Source organism: Bradyrhizobium sp. 31Argb, assembly GCF_043638955.1.
In the GTDB taxonomy this organism is placed as follows: Bacteria; Pseudomonadota; Alphaproteobacteria; order Rhizobiales; family Xanthobacteraceae; genus Bradyrhizobium.
The window spans coordinates 1-14451 of sequence record NZ_JBEGDB010000202.1; the positions used below are offsets into that span (position 1 = coordinate 1).

Genomic DNA, 14451 nt, shown 5'->3' on the forward strand with positions numbered 1-14451 from the left:
GGGATTTGTTGGGCATACGTTCTCCGTTAGAGAACTGTCCCTAATTTCCCGTGTCTCACTTTTGGGGGGCACTCCAATCCGCCTTTGAGAGCGATCCCGGGTTACGCTCGCGCTTCACCCGGGCTACGGCAATAACTACGCCACCGCGGGCAGGATGCGCGGGCTCACGACATATTCCTTCAACACCTTGTCGTGAGTGTCGACCTCGGTGAGAACCACGTCGTAGCTCCAGAGATCGGCGAGGTGCTGCAGCACGCGCCGCGCATCGGTTTCTACCAGTTGCGATCCCTTGACCACGGTGTGGCGCAGCATCAGCCGGCGGTCGCCTTCCAGGTCGACATCGACGACCTCGATGTTGGGATCGATGAAGCCGACATCGTATTGCCGCGCCAGTTCGCGGCGCACGCGGCGATAGCCGCGCTCGTCATGGATGGCATCGACGCGGATGCCGGCGGTCTCCGCGGGATCGTCATGCAGATGGAACAGGCGCAGACGCCGCACCAGCCGCGGGCTCAGGAACTGGCCGATGAAGCTCTCATCGCGGTAGTTGGCCCAGACCTCGCGCAGCACGCCAATGACATCGCCCCTGCCCGCGATGTCAGGAAACCATTCGCGATCCTCGTCCTCCGGCTCGGTCACGATCCGCTCGATGTCCTGCATCATCGCAAAGCCGAGCGCATAGGGATTGAAGCCGGAGAAGCGGGGATCGTCGAAATCCGGCTGGAACACGACGTTGGTGTGCGACTGCAGGAATTCAAGGAAATTGCCGTCGGAAATGCGGCCCTGCTCGTGCAGCCGGTTCATGATGCTGTAATGGACGTAGGTCGCGGTGCCCTCGTTCATCACCTTGGTCTGGCTCTGCGGATAGAAATACTGCGCGATGTGGCGGACGATGCGCAGCACTTCGCGCTGCCAGGGCTGCAGCCGCGGCGCGGTCTTCTCCAGGAAGTACAGGATGTTTTCCTGCGGCAGCCCGAGCAGGATGCGGCGGCGCTCCGCGGTCAGCGCGGCCCTGGTCTTCGCGGGTCCGGTCGGCACCGTACGCCAGAGATCGTTGAAGGCGCTCTCTTCGTGCGCGCGACGCTCGCCGGCGCGTTTCTCCTCTGTGCGCAGGTCGAGCTTCTTCTTGCCGGGATAGCGATCGATGCCGTGCGACATCAAGGCATGGGCGGCGTCGAGCGTATGCTCGACCGCCCGCCGGCCGTGGCGATCCTCGCAGTGCGAGATATAGCCCTTGGCGAATTCGAGATAGTCCAGGATGCCGTCGGCATCGGTCCACTGCTTGAACAGGTAGTTGTTCTTGAAGAAATGGTTGTGGCCGAAGGCTGCGTGCGCGATCACCAACGTCTGCATGGTCGCGGTGTTTTCCTCCATCAGGTAGGAAATGCACGGCGAGGAGTTGATCACGATCTCGTACGCCAGTCCCATGTATCCTTTGCGGTAGGACGCTTCCTGAAAAGCGAAATGCTTGCCGAACGACCAGTGCTTGTAGAACAAGGGCATGCCGACCGACGAATAGGCGTCCAGCATCTGCTCGGCGGTGATGACCTCGATCTGGTTGGGATAGACGTCGAGGCCGAGCTCCGATTTCGCGATCTCCTCGCAGGCATCGTGGACGCGCTGCAGCGTGCGGAAATCCCAGTCGGCGCCGTCGAACAGCCGCTCACCTGTCTTCGTCATGGCGTGGCCTTCTCCTGCTTGCCGCGACGCTTGAACAGGTCCTGGAACACCGGGAAGATCTCGCTGCGCTCGCTCACCTTGCGCATCGCGAGCGGCGCGCCCTCGTTGCGCAAGCGCTCGTAAAGGGTCCAGAGCGAGGAGTCCGGCATGTCGAAGGTGTAGTTGGCGGCCTCGCCAACCTCGAGATAGGCAAAGAACTGGGTGACCGGGAGGATATGCTCCGTGAGCAGCCGTCCGGTCAGGAGGCTGTCGGAGGTCATGTTGTCGCCGTCGGAGGCTTGCGCGGCGTAGATGTTCCATTCAGCCGGTCTAAACCGGGTGCGGACGATATCGTGCATGGCCTGCAGCGCGCTCGACACCAGCGTGCCGCCGGAAGCCGGTCCATGGAAGAATGTATCCTCGTCCACCTCTTCGGCGCGATCGGTATGGCGGATGAACACGATCTCGACGTGGCGATAACGCCGCTTCAGGAACACGTAGAGCAGCATGTAGAACCGCTTCGCCAGGTCCTTCATGTGCTCCGACATCGAGCCCGACACGTCCATCAGGCAGAACATCACGGCTTGCGCCACCGGCTTCGGCACGGTCTCGAAACGGCGGTAGCGGATATCGATGGGATCGATGAAGGGGATCCGTTTCGCCTTGGCCTTCAGCGCCGCGATCTGCGCCAAGAGTTCGGAGCGTCGCGGCTCCGCTGCCTCGGCCGCCTCCGCCTCGAGCTCGGCGATCTGCTCCGGCCGCGGCCGGCGCAGCGCGACGCGACGCGCCAGCGCGAGCTTGACGGTGCGGCTCACCGAGATGTTCGCAGGCGAACCTGACGTGGTGTAGCCGGCGCGATGCAGGCCTTCGCTCTCTGCCTCCGCGAGCTTGCGCTTGGCGAGGTCGGGCAATTCCAGATCGTCGAGGAAGAGGTTGACGAACTCGTCGCGGCTCAGGACGAAACGGAACGCATCTTCGCTGTCGCCCTCGCCCGGCCCCGTTCCGCGGCCACCGCCCTGGTTCGGACGCGGCAGGATATCGCCTTCGATGAACTTCTTGTTGCCGGGCAGCACCATGTCGCGGGTGCCACCCTCGCGGCGGAAGCGCGGCTCGTCCATGCCGTCGAGCGGTATCGATATCTCGCCGCCTTCCAGCACATCCTTGATGTCCCGGTCCTGCGACGTCTTCTTGACGGCTCCCTGAACCAGGGCCTTGGCCCGCCTCAAGAACCGCTGTCGGTTCTCAAGGCTCTTGCCGCCCGGATTCAGGCGCCGATCGACAATATGCATCGTCACTTTGCATCCGCCTTAGCCAGCCTGCTTCACGCGCATATACCATTCGACGAGACGGCGGACCTGGCGCTCGGTGTAGCCGCGTTCCACCATCCGCGCGACGAAGTCGTCGTGCTTCTTCTCGGTCTCGCCGTCCTTCTTCGAACCGAACGAGATGACCGGAAGCAGATCCTCGACCTGCGAGAATATCCGCTTCTCGATGACGTCGCGAACCTTTTCATAGGAGGTCCAGTTCGGGTTCTTACCACCATTATGCGCCCGCGACCGCAGCGAGAATTTGACGACTTCGTTGCGGAAATCCTTCGGGTTGGCGATGCCGGCCGGCTTCTCGATCTTGGTCAGCTCCTGGTTCAGAAGCTCGCGGTTGAGCAACTGGCCGGTGTCGGGATCCTTGAAGTCCTGATCCTCGATCCAGGCGTCGGCGTAATCGACGTAGCGATCGAACAGGTTCTGGCCGTAATCCGAGTAGGATTCGAGATAGGCCTTCTGGATCTCGTTGCCGATGAACTCCGCGTAACGCGGGGCGAGATCGGCCTTGATGAATTCGAGATAGCGCTTCTCGACTTCCTCGGGCAGTTGCTCGCGGCGGATCGAATGCTCGAGCACGTACATCAGGTGCACGGCATCGGCCCCGACCTCTATCGTGTCGTGGTTGAAGGTGGCGGCGAGCACCTTGAACGCGAAGCGCGTCGAGACACCGTCCATGCCTTCGTCAACACCTGCGGCATCACGATATTCCAGGACGCTGCGCGCCTTTGGATCGGATTCCTTCAGGCTCTCGCCGTCATAGACCCGCATCTTCGCGAACAGCGTCGAGTTCTCGTGCTTGCGCAGGCGCGACATCACCGAGAAGCGTGCCAGGGTCTCCAGCGTCGCCGGCGCGCAAGGTGCGCTGGCAAGCTCGGAACCCTGGATCAGCTTCTCGTAGATCTTCTGCTCCTCGGTGACCCGCAGGCAGTAAGGCACCTTGATGACGCAGATGCGGTCGATGAAGGCCTCATTGTTCTTGTTGGCCTTGAAGCTCTGCCATTCCGCCTCGTTCGAGTGCGCGAGGATGATGCCGCCGAACGGGATCGCTCCGATATTCTCGGTGCCGATATAGTTGCCTTCCTGCGTCGCCGTGAGCAGCGGATGCAGCATCTTGATCGGCGCCTTGAACATCTCGACGAATTCGAGGATGCCCTGATTGGCGCGATTGAGTCCGCCCGAATAGCTGTAGGCGTCGGGATCGTTCTGCGCGTAGGTCTCGAGCTTGCGGATATCGACCTTGCCGACCAGTGAGGAGATGTCCTGGTTGTTCTCGTCGCCCGGCTCGGTCTTGGAGACCGCGATCTGCCGCAGCCGAGACGGCTGGATCTTGGCGACGCGGAATTGCGAGATGTCACCGCCGAAAGCTTCGAGCCGCTTATAGCACCACGGGCTCATCAGCCCGGTGAGGCGCCGCTGCGGAATGCCGTACTTCTCCTCCAGCATTGGCCCGAGCTGATCCGGATCGAACAGGCTGAGCGGGCTTTCGAACACCGGGCTCAGCTCGTCGCTGGCCTTCAGCACGTAGATCGGATGCACTTCCATCAATGCCTTGAGCCGCTCGGCGAGCGATGACTTGCCGCCGCCGACTGGTCCGAGCAGATAGAGTATCTGCTTGCGCTCTTCCAAGCCTTGCGCGGCGTGGCGGAAGAAGCCGACGAGCCGCTCGATCGTATCTTCCATGCCGTAGAAGCCCGCGAATGCCGGATAGGTGCGCATCGTGCGGTTCATAAAGATACGGCCAAGGCGAGGGTCCTTGGCCGTGTCGATCATCTGAGGCTCGCCGATCGCAGCCAGTAGTCGTTCTGCCGCATTCGCATATCGCATCGGATCACTTCGACACGACTCGAGATATTCAGCCATCGACATATCGCTCTGGCTTCGAGCCTCGAACGACCTAGCGAAAGCGTTGAACAGAGAATCGTTGTACATGATCCCTCTCCACGGTATGTTGCGCCGCCTTACGAGAACGAGCCGGTTTGCCGAAACGTTCCTCGAATCACGGTCGGCATGCTGGAGCTATTGGACACTCGCCAGCCTCCCTTCCGCAATGCGCGGCGCAAGCAGCCGCTGCCTTATCAACAAGCAGCCAGCCTAATAGTTCATCAAAAACGCGATTTGTCATTTACTTTCTTGACCATGTAGCTGGTCCGCCACATCCGTGATTCTACCGGAGGACCGACAAAGACCAGGCTTCCCTGCCATCAGCAAATGCCTTTCTGACCGCCTTTCGGCTGCCATCGCGCAGCTCCTTCACGCCCACGAACTGCCACAGGTTTGAACGCATCCGGCTTCTGCCGCGACTAAGTCAAACCCGTCAGCACATCGTGACGCGGCATCGTCGGCGCGTCGATCGAGGTGGCGTGTATCATTTCATATAGATCGCTTGCGTTCGCTGAACAGATCATGAAGCGTATTTTATTCTCCGTTCATCTAGTTGTCGCAGCCGCAATGCTCGCGGGAATTAGCCACAGTCACGCCGAAGATGGCGTCGACAGCGCCAAGACCGCAGCTTTCGACAACAGGATATTCGCGGGCCCGCTCGCCGAAAAGACCTACGCCTGCTTCGTGCGCCGTTATGACGCCAGTCATCTGGCGCAACATCTGAAGCAGAAAGTCAGCGCGATGAAACTGTTGGTGACGGCGGAGAACGCGCGGGAGGAAAAAACCACCAGCTACTCATTCCGCCTTGGAATTAAGTACCATCACCGCACCGGCAATTTCGACTCCAGCAGCTTTTGCGGCCATGTTGTCACAGAGGACGCGCGCAACGAAATCCGTTTCGGCTGCGGCGTCGATTGTGAAGGCGGCGGCATTAATGTGGCACTGTCGAAAGACGACAAGCCCACCATCATCCGCCTTGAGCGGATCAGGATTTGGAATCGCGACAAGCCGGACCAAGAGGCCGAAGACGCGCTCATCGCCGGCGCGGACGACAAGATCTTTCGCGTCGATCGCGCAGACGCGGAAGAATGTGCCGAGCTTGTGACCGACCGCCGGGAACTCGCCGCCATCAGACACAAATGATACGCTCGCGAAGTGGATCATACGCTCGTCGGCCAGCCAACTCAATCGAGGGAGGGTGCCATGCATCGACGCAGCATCTTGTGGGGCGTGGTGTCAGGCTTAGGCGCCCTTGCCGGCTCACGCGCCCGCGCCACCGAGGCGCCATCGCCTCCGGCCAAGCTCAAGGTGGTCTATCACCTGAGCGACCTCGAGAAGGTCGACTTTGTGCTCGGCAACATCCAGAACCATTTCGACGGCGTCGGCGGCCCCGAGAATGTTACCATTGCGCTGGTGGTCCACGGACCGGCGCTGCGCGCCTTCCATTCGGCCGCCGCCAATCCCGACCTGTCGCGGCGCGTCCAGCAGTTTTCCGGGGATGGCGTCGAGCTTGCCGCCTGCGGCAATACCATGAAATCGCAGAATGTCAGCCTGAAGGAGCTCCTCCCCGGCTTCGTGGTCGCCGACAAAGGCGGCGTCGTCCGCCTCGCCGAGTTGCAGTCGCAGGGCTACCTGTATCTCAGGCCGTGAACAGTGCACCGCACCGTCATAAAATTGTTCAGAGTTCGCGGTTGCATCGGATCAAATCCAAGGGATCAAACCGGTCCGGGTGGAGTTGTCTCCTTTTGATGCGCATATTCGCCTTAGGCAGCCCTTTCCGCCCCGTGTTGACAATCCGGTCCCGCCCCAGAAAGCTGCTGGGGAACCCGTCCACCGACCCGATCAAGCAGAAACAGGCATCATGAACCCCGTCAAAACACTCGAAAACCACGGCCAATCGGTCTGGCTGGATTTCCTCGCCCGCGGCTTCGTCGCCAAAGGCGACCTCAAGAAGCTGATCGACGAGGACGGCGTCAAAGGCGTCACCTCCAACCCGTCGATCTTCGAGAAGGCGATCGGCAGCTCAGACGAATATGACGGGGCGATCGGCCATGCGCTGAAGAAGGGCGATCGCCCCGTCGCCGAACTGTTCGAGCATCTGGCAATCGAGGATATCCAGCACGCCGCCGACGTGCTGCGACCGGTCTATGACCAGCTCAACGGCAAGGACGGCTTCGTCAGCCTCGAAGTGTCGCCCTATCTGGCGATGGACACCAAGGGCACCATCGCCGAAGCGCAGCGGCTCTGGAAGGAGGTGCGGCGCAAGAACCTGATGGTGAAGGTGCCGGCGACGCCGGAGGGACTGCCCGCGATCGAGCACCTGATCGGCGAAGGCATCAGCATCAACATCACGCTCCTGTTCTCGCAAAAGGTCTATCGCGAGGTGGCGGAGGCCTATCTGAAGGGCCTGGAGAAATACGTGAGCGCCGGCGGCGACCCATCGCACATTGCGAGCGTGGCGAGCTTCTTCGTCAGCCGCATCGATTCCGCCGTCGACAAGCAGCTCGACGACAAGATCGCGAAGGCCAACGATCCCACCGAGAAGGAGCGGCTGGCGTCGCTGAAGGGCAAGGTCGCGATCGCCAACGCCAAGATGGCCTATCGGGATTACAAGCAGATCTTCGCCGGTCCGCGCTGGGAAAAACTCCTGGCAAAGGGTGCCAAGCCGCAGCGGCTCTTGTGGGCCTCGACCGGCACCAAGAACAAGGAATATAGCGACGTCCTCTATGTCGAGGAGCTGATCGGCCCCGACACGGTCAACACCGTGCCGCCGGCGACGCTCGACGCCTTCCGCGACCATGGCAAGGTGCGCGACAGCCTCGAGGAGAACGTCGAGGACGCGCAGCGTGCGCTCGACGAACTGGAGAAGTCCGGCATCTCGCTGGACGCGATCACCGCCGAACTGGTCAAGGACGGCGTCAGGCTGTTCGCCGATGCCGCCGACAAGCTCTATGGCGCCGTCGCGTTCAAGCGCGCGACCTCGCTCGGCACCGGCATCGACGGCCAGAAGCTCAAGGTCGGCGGCGAGCTTGCCAAGGCAATCGAAGAGAATACCGAGGAATGGCGCGCCTCCGCCAAGGTCCGTCGGCTCTGGCAAAAGGACAAATCGGTCTGGACCGGCGAGGATGAGGACAGATGGCTGGGCTGGCTGACCAGCCCGGCAAAGGCCGACGTCGCCGACTATGAGGATTTCGCCGAGCGCGTGAAGGGCCAGAAATTCACCGACGCGGTCGTGCTCGGCATGGGCGGCTCCAGCCTGGGGCCGGAGGTGCTGGCGGAGACCTTCGCCAAGAAGACCGGCTTCCCCAAGCTGCACGTGCTCGATTCCACCGACCCGGCGCAGGTACGGGCGATGGAAGCGGCGGTCGACATCTCCAAGACGCTGTTCATCGTCTCCAGCAAATCCGGCGGCACCACCGAGCCGAACGTGATGAAGGACTATTTCTTCGACCGCGTCTCCAAGGCGATCGGCGCCGCCAAGGCCGGCCACCGCTTCATCGCGGTGACCGATCCCGGCTCGTCGCTGGAGAAGACCGCAAAGCGCCAAGGCTTTGCCCGCATCTTCTACGGCGAGCCCACGATCGGCGGCCGCTACTCCGTGCTCTCCCCCTTCGGCCTGGTACCGGCCGCTGCCGCCGGCTTCAATGTCCGCAGCCTGATCAAGCATACGCTGTCGATGGTGCGCTCCTGCGGCGCCGACGTGCCGCCGCATGAGAACCCCGGCGTGCAGCTCGGGCTCGCGATGGGGCTCGCCGGCCTCGAAGGCCGCGACAAGGTGACGATCACCTCGTCCAGGAAGATCGCCGATTTCGGCGCCTGGGCCGAGCAGTTGATCGCCGAATCCACCGGCAAGGACGGCAAGGGCCTGATCCCGGTCGACGGCGAGACGCTGGGCGAGCCGGCTGCCTACGGCGACGACCGCTTCTTCATCGACCTCCGCACCGAGGGCGAGGACGACGCCGAGCATGACGCCAGGCTCGACGCGTTGGAGCAGGCCGGCCATCCCATGGCCCGCATCGTCCTGCCGTCGATCGACCATATCGGCCAGGAGTTCTTCCGCTTCGAAATCGCGACCGCGGTGGCGGGTTCGGTGCTCGGCATCAACCCGTTCAACCAGCCGGATGTCGAGGCGGCCAAGATCAAGACCCGTGAACTGACCGCAGCCTTCGAGAAGACCGGATCGCTGCCGGCCGAACAGCCGGTGGTCTCCACCGCCGAGGCCGACCTCTACACCGACGGGCACAACGCCGTCGAGCTGCGCAAGGCCGGCGCCGACGGCACGCTCGGCTCCTGGCTGAAGGCGCACCTGTCGCGCTCGCATCGCGGCGACTACGTCGCCCTGCTCGCCTATATGGAGCGCGACGAGGCGTTCATCGACGCACTGCAAAAGATGCGGCTCGCCGTGCGCGACAGCAAGCATCTCGCCACCTGCGCCGAGTTCGGACCGCGCTTCCTGCACTCGACCGGCCAGGCCTACAAAGGCGGCCCCGACAGCGGCGTGTTCCTGCAGATCACCGCCGACGATGCCGCGGACCTGCCGGTACCGGGCCAGAAGGCAAGCTTCGGCGTCATCAAGGCGGCGCAGGCGCGCGGCGATTTCGACGTATTGACCGAACGCGGCCGGCGCGCGCTCCGCGTCCATCTCAAGGGCGGACTGGGCCCGGCGCTGGCCACGCTGGACGCTGCGCTTAACGAAGCCCTCAACTAGAGCAGGATGAGATTGGATCGAGTACCGACCAAGATCGAGCGCCCCTCTCCCGCTTGCGGGGGAGGTGAAGCGAGCTCCAGTTTTCGGAATCGTGCTCAACAGTAAGGACATGAGAACATGCAGCTCGGCATGATCGGCTTGGGGCGGATGGGTGGCAACATCGTCCGCCGGCTGATGGCCCACGGCCACAGCGCCGTGGTCTACGACAAGGATCCGAAGGCGGTCGCCACGCTCGCCGCCGACAAGGCCGCCGGCTCCGCCTCGCTGGAGGAATTCGTGCTCAAGCTGGAGCAGCCGCGCACCGCCTGGGTGATGCTGCCGGCCGGCAAGATCACCGAGGCGACGATCGACGCGCTGTCGAGGCTGATGCAGCCGGGCGACACCATCATCGACGGCGGCAACACGTTCTGGCAGGACGACGTCCGCCGCGGCAAGGCGCTGAAGGAGCGCGGCCTGAACTATGTCGACGTCGGCACCTCTGGCGGCATCTGGGGCATCGAGCGCGGCTACTGCATGATGATCGGCGGCGAGAAATCCGTCGTCGATAGGCTCGACCCGATCTTCAGCGCGCTCGCGCCCGGGATCGGCGACATTCCGCGCACCCCGTCCCGCGACGGCCGCGACCCCCGCATTGAGCAGGGCTATATCCATGCCGGCCCCGTCGGCGCCGGGCATTTCGTCAAGATGATCCATAACGGCATCGAATACGGCCTGATGCAGGCCTATGCCGAGGGCTTCGACATCCTGAAGAACGCCAAGAGCGAGGCGCTTCCGCCAGATCACCGCTTCGATCTCGACATCGCCGATATCGCGGAGGTCTGGCGCCGCGGCAGCGTGATCCCGTCCTGGCTGCTCGACCTCACCGCGATCGCGCTCGCCGAGAACGCCACCCTCGATAATTATTCCGGCTTCGTCGAGGATTCCGGCGAAGGCCGCTGGACGGTCAATGCCGCGATCGACGAGGCGGTGCCTGCGGAAGTGCTGACGGCGGCGCTGTTTGCCCGCTTCCGCTCGCGCAAGGACCACACCTTCGCCGAAAAGATTCTCTCCGCCATGCGCGCCGGTTTCGGCGGCCACCGGGAGCCGCCGCAAGGCGCCAAGAAGAGCTAGGGAAGGCTTAACGATGACGAACGGTCACGCGCAAAAGAAACCCGACCCCTGCTCTTTCATCATTTTCGGCGTCACGGGCGACCTCGCGCACCGGCTGGTGATCCCTGCCCTCTATAATCTCGCCGCGACCAACCTGTTGCCCGACAAATTCTGCGTCGTCGGCGTTGCCCGCGGCGGCATGTCGAACGCGGATTTGAGCGCAAGCCTGATGAAGGGATTGCGGCAGTTCGCAACCCGCCCGGTCGACGAGGCCATCGCCAAGCGCCTGTTCGACTGCGTCACCGCGGTTGAAGCCGACCCGAAGGACCCTGCGTCCTTCGACGAGACGCGGGTCCAGCTCGACAAGGCGGAAGCCGCGCGTGACACCGGCGGCAACCGCCTGTTCTACCTCGCGACGCCGCCGGGCGCCTTCCTGCCGATCACCAGGGAGCTCGCCCGCACCGGCATGCTGAAGGAGAACGGCTATTGGCGGCGGATCGTGATCGAGAAGCCGTTCGGCACGAACCTGGACTCGGCGAAGCACCTGAACGCCGAGTTGCTGAAGCTCGTCGACGAGCATCAAATCTACCGGATCGATCACTATCTCGGCAAGGAAACCGTCCAGAACATCCTGGTGCTGCGCTTTGCCAACGGCATGTTCGAGCCGATCTGGAATCGGAATCATATCGACCACATCCAGATCACCGTCGACGAGAAGCTCGGCGTCGGCCATCGCGGCAGCTTCTATGATTCGACCGGCGCGCTGCGCGACATGGTGCCGAACCATCTGTTCCAACTGATGTCGCTGGTCGCGATGGAGCCGCCGATCCGCTTTGACGCGCATTCGGTGCGCACGGAGAAAGCCAATGTGCTGGCCGCGATCCAGATCCAGAGCGAGCAGGAGGCGTTGCACAATTCAGTGCGGGGGCAGTATCGCGGCGGCAAGATCGGCGACACCGCGATCGAGGACTATTGCAAGACCGCGGACGTCAAGCCTGGCAGCACCACCGAAACCTATGCTGCGCTCAAGCTCATCATCGACAATTGGCGCTGGGCCGGCGTACCGTTCTATCTGCGCACCGGCAAGGCCCTGGCCGCCAAGCGCACCGAGATCGCCATCAAGTTCAAGCAGGCGCCGTTCGCGATGTTCCGCGACACGCCGATAGACCAGCTCTCGCAGAACTACCTCGTGATCTCCACGGAGCCGACCGAGGGCATCGAACTGCAGTTCAACACCAAGGTTCCCGGCCCGACCATCAACATCGACGGCGTCGAGATGAAGTTCCGCTACAAGGATTACTTCAAGGCCGAGCCGTCGACCGGCTATGAGACGCTGATCTATGACTGCATGATCGGCGACAACATCCTGTTCCAGCGCGCCGACAGCGTCGAGGCCGGCTGGCAGGCCGTGCAACCCTTCCTCGATGCCTGGAAAAAGACCGGCGGCGCCGGCCTGCAACCCTACAAGGCCGGCTGCGAGGGCCCTGAGGCCGCCAACGCGCTTCTGACCCGCGACGGCCGTAGCTGGCGAAAGCTGGGTTGACGATGACCGCCGTCGGTCGCCGCCAGATCATCGTGGTCGCCGATCCCGCGGCGCTGGCGAAGGCCGCCGCCGAGCGGGTGCTGGCGCGGATGGCCGCGAACAGCGGCCGGATCGCGATCTGCCTGACCGGCGGATCGAGCCCGAAAGCGCTTTACCAATTGCTTGCGACCGAGCCGTACCACGCCAGGATCCCGTGGGACCGCGTGCACTGGTTCATCGGCGACGAGCGCTTCGTGCCGGTCGACGACCCTAGGAACAACATGGCGATGGCGCGGGGGGCATTCCTGGATCGCTACGCGCCCGCCCCCCACATCCATCCGATCCCGACCTATGCCGCCAGCCCCGATGAAGCGGCGGAACGCTATGCGCGCGAGCTGAAATCGTTCTACGGCGCGGAGGCGCTCGACGCAGCCCGTCCGCTGTTCGACCTGGTGCTGATGGGCATCGGGCCGGACGGACACACCGCCTCGCTGTTTCCGAACTACCCCGCGATCGAGGTGATCGACCAATGGGTGGTCGGCGTGCCCAAGGCCAATGTCGGACCGTTCGTGCCGCGCGTCAGCCTGACTTTGCCAACGCTGTCCTGCTGCCGCGAAATGCTGTTCGAGGTCGCCGGCAAGGACAAGCGCGCAATCCTGACCCGCGCGTTGTCCGGCGAGAACCTGCCGGCGAACCGCGCGCAATCCATCGGCGAGACGGTCTGGTTGATCGACGAGGCGGCGCGGCCGGAGAATTTTAGTGGCTGATCCGGCGACCTTCTGCGCCCTCGTCGTGATGGGCGTTTCCGGCTCAGGCAAGAGCACGATCGGCGAGACGCTTGCGAGGCGGCTCGGCTGGCGTTTCGAGGACGGCGACCGCTTTCACCCCGCAAGCAACGTCGCGAAAATGAGCGCAGGCCAGCCGCTCACCGATGACGACCGCCGCCCCTGGCTGCAGGCGATCGCCGACGAGATCGACCGCGTCTGCGAGGCAGGCCAGCGTGTGGTGGTCGCCTGTTCGGCGCTGAAGCATGCCTACCGCGAGATCCTCCTGCATGGACGGAGTGACGTCGGCATCGTCTTCCTCAACGGCACCGAGGCGCTGATCGCGGGCCGGCTCGCCCAGCGCAAGGGCCATTTCATGCCGCCGGGCCTCCTGGCGAGCCAGTTCCAGACCCTGGAGCCGCCGAGCCTAAGCGAACATCCGATCACCGTCTCGATCGACGCCACGGTCGAAGCCACCGTCGACGCCATCATCCGCCAAATCAAACCGGTAGTCCCATGACCCGCATCGCCCTGCTCGTTTCCGACGTCGACGGTACGCTGCTGACCAAGGAAAAGGTTTTGACCGACGCCGCCCGGGAAGCCGCGCAAAAACTGCATGCGGCCGGGATCGGCTTCACCATCGTCTCCAGCCGTCCCTCGATCGGCATGGGATTCCTGATCGAGCCGCTGTCGATCACGCTGCCGGTCGGCGCCTTCAACGGCAGTTCGATCATCGATCCGCAGCTCAAGCCCGTCGAGCAGCACCTGATCCCGCCGGCGACCGCGCGGCGAAGCATCGAGCTGCTGCGCGAATTCGGCGTCGACATCTGGCTGTTCACCAACGACCGCTGGCTGACGGCCAATCCCGACGGCGAATATGTCGCGCACGAGCGGCACACCATCCGGCACGACCCGACCATCGTCACGGATTACACGCCCTATCTCGACCAGGCCTGCAAGATCGTCGGCGCATCTTCCGACGCCCCGCTGCTCGCGCGCTGCGAAACCGCGATGCAGCAGGCGGTCGGCACCGAGGCGACCGCCGTCCGCTCGCAAACCTATTATCTCGACGTCACCCCGCCCGGCCACGACAAGGGCACCTTTGTCGAGGCGATGGCAAAACGATTGGGCATTCCGACCGAGGCGGTGGCGACCATCGGCGACATGCGCAACGATTTGCCGATGTTCGCCCGGAGCGGCGTTCAGTTTGCGATGGGCAACGCCACCGATGAGGTCAAGAGCCAGGCCAAGTTCGTGACCGACAGCAACGAGCGCGACGGCTTCGCCAAGGCGATCGAGATGGTATTGAACTATAACGAAACCGCTTGACCAACCCCATCACCGCTGTCGTTCCTGCGAAAGTAGGGACCCATAACCACAGGGAGATGTTGTGGCGCGAGCAAGCAGTTGCAGCGGAGCACACACCGAAGCCTGTGGTTGATGGGGTGGACGGCCCCCTACGGCATCAGTTGTGCCAGAATGAGGTTGTCGAAATCTCAAACGAGG

The 14451-nt window shown here is 63.2% G+C and carries 12 protein-coding genes; 9 read left to right on the forward strand and 3 right to left on the reverse strand.

Annotation, left to right across the window (positions count from 1 at the left end):
• Positions 1-135: 135 nt before the first annotated feature.
• The 3 genes from AAFX91_RS29485 to AAFX91_RS29495 are packed head-to-tail and all read right to left on the reverse strand — an operon-like array spanning position 136 to position 4910.
• A complete protein-coding gene (locus AAFX91_RS29485; protein ID WP_282528930.1) occupies positions 136-1680 on the reverse strand; it encodes a SpoVR family protein in 1545 nt (514 codons plus the stop codon).
• Complete coding sequence (locus AAFX91_RS29490) at positions 1677-2948, reverse strand: YeaH/YhbH family protein (protein ID WP_282528961.1); 1272 nt, start codon at positions 2946-2948, stop codon at positions 1677-1679. Before AAFX91_RS29490 ends, AAFX91_RS29485 begins: the two co-directional genes overlap by 4 nt.
• Before the next feature lie 18 nt (positions 2949-2966).
• Positions 2967-4910, reverse strand: coding sequence for a PrkA family serine protein kinase (locus AAFX91_RS29495; RefSeq protein ID WP_394568970.1), 1944 nt, complete (start codon positions 4908-4910; stop codon positions 2967-2969).
• A gap of 474 nt (positions 4911-5384) precedes the next feature.
• Between AAFX91_RS29495 and AAFX91_RS29500 the strand changes: the two genes are divergently transcribed.
• From AAFX91_RS29500 to AAFX91_RS29540, 9 genes are all read left to right on the forward strand, one after another.
• The gene (locus AAFX91_RS29500) at positions 5385-6005 is read left to right on the forward strand and encodes a hypothetical protein (RefSeq protein ID WP_394568971.1); all 621 of its coding nucleotides are present in this window, start codon (positions 5385-5387) and stop codon (positions 6003-6005) included.
• 60 nt (positions 6006-6065) lie between these two features.
• Positions 6066-6512, forward strand: coding sequence for a DsrE family protein (locus tag AAFX91_RS29505; protein WP_130582119.1), 447 nt, complete (start codon positions 6066-6068; stop codon positions 6510-6512).
• A gap of 211 nt (positions 6513-6723) precedes the next feature.
• On the forward strand, positions 6724-9570 hold the full coding sequence (locus tag AAFX91_RS29510; protein WP_394568972.1) for a bifunctional transaldolase/phosoglucose isomerase: 2847 nt from the start codon (positions 6724-6726) through the stop codon (positions 9568-9570).
• A 117-nt stretch (positions 9571-9687) separates the two neighbouring features.
• A complete protein-coding gene (gene gnd, locus AAFX91_RS29515) occupies positions 9688-10680 on the forward strand; it encodes a phosphogluconate dehydrogenase (NAD(+)-dependent, decarboxylating) (protein WP_394568973.1) in 993 nt (330 codons plus the stop codon).
• Positions 10681-10693: 13 nt separating this feature from the next.
• A complete protein-coding gene (gene zwf, locus AAFX91_RS29520) occupies positions 10694-12202 on the forward strand; it encodes a glucose-6-phosphate dehydrogenase (protein ID WP_394568974.1) in 1509 nt (502 codons plus the stop codon).
• Between the two features lie 2 nt (positions 12203-12204).
• Positions 12205-12948, forward strand: coding sequence for a 6-phosphogluconolactonase (gene pgl / locus AAFX91_RS29525; RefSeq protein ID WP_130582124.1), 744 nt, complete (start codon positions 12205-12207; stop codon positions 12946-12948).
• Positions 12949-12976: 28 nt separating this feature from the next.
• A complete protein-coding gene (locus AAFX91_RS29530; protein WP_130582123.1) occupies positions 12977-13465 on the forward strand; it encodes a gluconokinase in 489 nt (162 codons plus the stop codon).
• Entirely contained in the window at positions 13462-14274 is an 813-nt protein-coding gene (locus tag AAFX91_RS29535; RefSeq protein WP_130582122.1) for an HAD family hydrolase, read from the forward strand. The genes AAFX91_RS29530 and AAFX91_RS29535 overlap by 4 nt, the downstream gene beginning before the upstream one ends.
• On the forward strand, positions 14271-14451 hold a 181-nt coding region (locus AAFX91_RS29540), incomplete at its 3' end, for a hypothetical protein (protein ID WP_394568975.1). The genes AAFX91_RS29535 and AAFX91_RS29540, both read left to right, overlap by 4 nt.

Excerpts from the sequence above, each read along its gene's own strand:
- AAFX91_RS29495 (WP_394568970.1), bottom strand. The coding sequence starts at position 4,910 with ATGTACAACGATTCTCTGTTCAACGCTTTCGCTAGGTCGTTCGAGGCT.
- pgl (WP_130582124.1), top strand. The coding sequence starts at position 12,205 with ATGACCGCCGTCGGTCGCCGCCAGATCATCGTGGTCGCCGATCCCGCG.
- AAFX91_RS29530 (WP_130582123.1), top strand. The coding sequence starts at position 12,977 with ATGGGCGTTTCCGGCTCAGGCAAGAGCACGATCGGCGAGACGCTTGCG.
- AAFX91_RS29535 (WP_130582122.1), top strand. The coding sequence starts at position 13,462 with ATGACCCGCATCGCCCTGCTCGTTTCCGACGTCGACGGTACGCTGCTG.
- AAFX91_RS29505 (WP_130582119.1), top strand. The coding sequence starts at position 6,066 with ATGCATCGACGCAGCATCTTGTGGGGCGTGGTGTCAGGCTTAGGCGCC.
- AAFX91_RS29490 (WP_282528961.1), bottom strand. The coding sequence starts at position 2,948 with ATGCATATTGTCGATCGGCGCCTGAATCCGGGCGGCAAGAGCCTTGAG.
- gnd (WP_394568973.1), top strand. The coding sequence starts at position 9,688 with ATGCAGCTCGGCATGATCGGCTTGGGGCGGATGGGTGGCAACATCGTC.
- AAFX91_RS29485 (WP_282528930.1), bottom strand. The coding sequence starts at position 1,680 with ATGACGAAGACAGGTGAGCGGCTGTTCGACGGCGCCGACTGGGATTTC.
- AAFX91_RS29500 (WP_394568971.1), top strand. The coding sequence starts at position 5,385 with ATGAAGCGTATTTTATTCTCCGTTCATCTAGTTGTCGCAGCCGCAATG.
- zwf (WP_394568974.1), top strand. The coding sequence starts at position 10,694 with ATGACGAACGGTCACGCGCAAAAGAAACCCGACCCCTGCTCTTTCATC.
- AAFX91_RS29510 (WP_394568972.1), top strand. The coding sequence starts at position 6,724 with ATGAACCCCGTCAAAACACTCGAAAACCACGGCCAATCGGTCTGGCTG.